Here is a 3,395-nt window from a genome sequence, read left to right as displayed (position 1 = left end):
ATCAGTCATCTGAAAACCTCCAGTTTCAATTCATGATACAGGATGCACTCTCCCTGAGTAAACTTTGCACCAGAACCGTGTGTCCTACTTCATTACAAATTTAGGCGAGAAACTATCCACTCCTGAATATTTGGTTCAACCCGTTGAGGAGTCTTAGTGTTATTGAGAAAGAATATGTCACTTTTTAGCTAGACCAATCAGCGATGTCGGGTCGAATGATTGCGGTGGGTACCTGTTTTCACCGTTTTTCACGAAGATAAATGGCATATGGCATATTTATTTTAACTTGATTAATCAACCATATAACCTTTATAGTGGAGTCGAAAGAAAGCGCTACCGAAAGCAGGCAGATGCGCGCATGCCGCGCTCGATGCCGCTGACTTTCGCCGGGGTCACGTGTCGGCTTTTTCCAACCATTGTCAGTTATAAACACCAACACGTCCCCACCGCCACTGGGCTCCGGTAGCACCTCAGCGGACGGTTCAATGCCATTATCTTCGGTTGCCGCGTTGGCAGCCACACTTTTAGCGAAAGGAACGCGCGGCGCGGTCGCTACCGCCGCGTCGTGCTGGTACATCAAATGGCTGATACTCCTGTTTCATTCAAGGACAAGTTCGGCGCGTGGGCGGGTCGCTTCTCCGGCTCGCGCTTCGTTCGCGCCATCATGCAGGCTGGTTACAGCGTCATCACGTTCTCAATCATCGGGGCGATGTTCCTGATTCTGACCGTGCTCCCGCAGGCGTTCCCGATTCCCGGGTTCGCCGAGTGGTACGCAAGCACCGTGGGCCGCTTCGCCACCCTGTTCCAGGTGGTCTTCAACTCGACCATGGGCATCCTGGCCCTGGTCTTCGCCGGCACCTTCACGTACACCTACACGGGCATCTACCGCGATGAGGAAAAACTGGATCTGAATCCCCTCAACGCGCTGTGGATGTTCGTCATGGCGATGTTCATCACCGTGCCTCAGCTCGTCTGGAAAGGCGGCATGATCCAAGCCGTCACCTCCCTGAGCAAGGACAACATCATCGGCGGCGGGTACGCCGTGTCCGCCGGCGGGATCACCCGCATTGCCTCGGTCGGGATCTTCACCGGCCTGGTTGTGGGCTGGATCACCGTGCAGATCTACCGCTTCACCATCAAGCACGACTGGCGGATCAAAATGCCGGAATCCGTGCCGCAAGGGGTGGCGAACTCATTCAGTTCCCTGATTCCCGGCGCCTGCGTGGCCATCGTGGTCACCCTGCTCAACATGGTGCTGGTCCTGGCCGGAACGGACATCTTCAAAGTCCTGTACATTCCGTTCTCCTTCATCAGTAACATTGCCGACACGTGGTGGGGCTTCCTGATCATCATCTTCCTCATCCACTTCCTCTGGTGGTTCGGGGTTCACGGCTCCACCATCATGTCCTCGTTTTACACCCCGATTGTGCTGGCCAACATGGCCGCTAACGTCGATGGCGCCAACCACTTCTTCGCTGGTGACCCGATGAACGCCTTCGTCATCATCGGTGGCGCCGGCGCCACGCTGGGCGTGGCCCTGTGGCTCGCCTTCCGCGCCAAGTCCGCGCAGCTGCGGGAAATCGGGAAGGTCGAAATCGTGCCCGCCCTGTTCAACATCAACGAGCCGATTCTGTTTGGCCTGCCGATTGTCTACAACATCCAGCTGCTGATTCCGTTCATCTGCGCCCCGCTGGCGTCAGGCATTGTCGGTTACGTCGGCGTGTCCAGCGGCCTGGTGCCGAAGATCATTCTGCAGCAGCCATGGCCGACTCCGGTTGGGCTGAGCGGCTTCATCGCCACGGCCAGCTGGAAAGGCGCCGTGCTATCCATTCTCTGCGCCCTGACCTCCTTCGTGGTTTGGTACCCGTTCATTCGTCGCTACGACCGGACGCTGCTGAAAAACGAGCAGGCTGCGGTTAATAAGTAGTGGTTCTTGGCTGCGACAGTGGGTTGGCACCGCAGAAGAGCCTGTCAGTAGCACAACTCACTATGAATAATTGTGAAAGAGATTTCAGTGCCCTGCCGATTAACTAATTCGGAGCAAATTGTACTGAGGAGAATCGTTACCCTGGTTGACAAGGCCAGGATACCGGTTCTCTTTTTGGATTCCATAAGTAGAAGAGTTGGCCCTCTTACAAAGAGCGAGTGCACTCGGCCCCGTCAAGTTGACAGACGAAATACTATAAAGTTTTGTCTGTTCCTAAATGGCTTCATTCCAGTATTCATCTGGGGTGAGGCCATTTCTTTGTGCTGAACGATTGTGGTGGTTGAAGTACTCGATACCTTCCTCAACGAGCTGTGTTAACTCGCTCAACGTCTTCGCCATTGGATGACGATCCATCCACCGGAGTTTGAACTCATTCCACCAGCGCTCCATTGGTGCGTTGTCGTACGGTGTACCTGGTCGTGACATGCTGCGCTTAACGTTGAATTGGTTGAGGTACTGATTGAACTGACCAGACGTGTACGCTGAACCGCGGTCTGTGTGAACCAACGGGTGAACATCACCAGCGGCCGTGAATGCCCGCTGGAAGGTCTGGATCTCTGCGGCACTGGTCTCTGTCTCACTAAGGTTAGAAGATAGTAGCCGCCGGCCATACAAGTCTAGGACGCCGCTAAGGCGCATCTTGTACTCACCGTTCACCCCATAGGTCAGCTCTGTCGAATCGGATAACCAGGCCTCATTGGGCGCTCCCCAGTTTACAATTCAAGTGCAACACCCTGACGACTAGACCAAAAAGGCCATGAAGACCTATTCTTGTTAGTACTAGCTAAACAAGAAAGCAGGAATCTTCATGACCCACTCTCAGACTAACACCCACAAGCATTACCAACAACTCAGTTTTAGCGACCGTGCTACAATTCAGGCCCTTCGGGCTGCTGGTGACACCGCGACCGTGATTGCACAGAAGCTTCATCGCAGTAAAGCGACAATCTCACGAGAAATCACGCGTGGATCTGTAACTCAGCTCGACTCGAAGCGTCACTCGCATCAAGTCTATCTTGCGGAAACTGCCCAAGCCATACACGACCGCAAACGCGACAGAACCGGACACCACGCCTTTCTCAAAACCGGCCGTGCGTTCTTCAAAGCTCTCACCAAGGAGCTTACCCGCAAGCCTCGCGTGCACAGCGTTGATAGCTTCGTACACTTCTATCGCGACCAGGGCAAGGCTTGCCCTTCAACGACAACTGTGTATCGCTACATCGACGCCGGGCTGCTTGAGCTAGACAACATGACACTTCCCAAGAAGCTCCGACGCCGCATCAAAGGCTATAAGAACGCCCACAAGCGCAAGAATAAGAAGATATACGGCGACTCAATCGAGTTGCGTCCTGCGGCCGTGAATGACCGCACAGGCGTGGGACATTGGGAAGGCGACTTGGTCAAAGGT

General features: G+C 54.4%; 4 protein-coding genes. 2 read left to right on the top strand and 2 right to left on the bottom strand.

The features are described 5' to 3' along the window. Nucleotides 1-238: 238 nt before the first annotated feature. Complete coding sequence (locus tag JUF21_RS11775; protein ID WP_203664830.1) at nucleotides 239-577, bottom strand: hypothetical protein; 339 nt, start codon at nucleotides 575-577, stop codon at nucleotides 239-241. Nucleotides 578-580: 3 nt separating this feature from the next. Between JUF21_RS11775 and celB the strand changes: the two genes are divergently transcribed. Then, nucleotides 581-1,927 (top strand): PTS cellobiose transporter subunit IIC, encoded by a 1,347-nt coding sequence (gene celB, locus JUF21_RS11770; protein WP_203664828.1) that lies wholly within the window; start codon nucleotides 581-583, stop codon nucleotides 1,925-1,927. A 273-nt stretch (nucleotides 1,928-2,200) separates the two neighbouring features. On the opposite strand, the gene JUF21_RS11765 is transcribed toward celB, so the two are convergent. Continuing rightward, nucleotides 2,201-2,707: a transposase gene (locus JUF21_RS11765; RefSeq protein ID WP_374706455.1), complete on the bottom strand. Its 507-nt coding sequence runs from the start codon at nucleotides 2,705-2,707 to the stop codon at nucleotides 2,201-2,203. Between the two features lie 88 nt (nucleotides 2,708-2,795). Between JUF21_RS11765 and JUF21_RS11760 the strand changes: the two genes are divergently transcribed. Next, nucleotides 2,796-3,395 (top strand): IS30 family transposase (locus tag JUF21_RS11760; RefSeq protein WP_203664826.1); only part of this gene is annotated, 600 nt, incomplete at its 3' end.

The organism is Lacticaseibacillus sp. 53-4, from assembly GCF_016861805.1.
GTDB lineage: Bacteria > Bacillota > Bacilli > Lactobacillales > Lactobacillaceae > Lacticaseibacillus.
Note: the sequence above shows the minus strand (reverse complement) of the source record. Positions and strands in the feature narration are given on the sequence as shown.

Coding starts and splice junctions, on each gene's coding strand:
- JUF21_RS11775 (WP_203664830.1), bottom strand. CDS start 577: ATGTACCAGCACGACGCGGCGGTAGCGACCGCGCCGCGCGTTCCTTTC.
- celB (WP_203664828.1), top strand. CDS start 581: ATGGCTGATACTCCTGTTTCATTCAAGGACAAGTTCGGCGCGTGGGCG.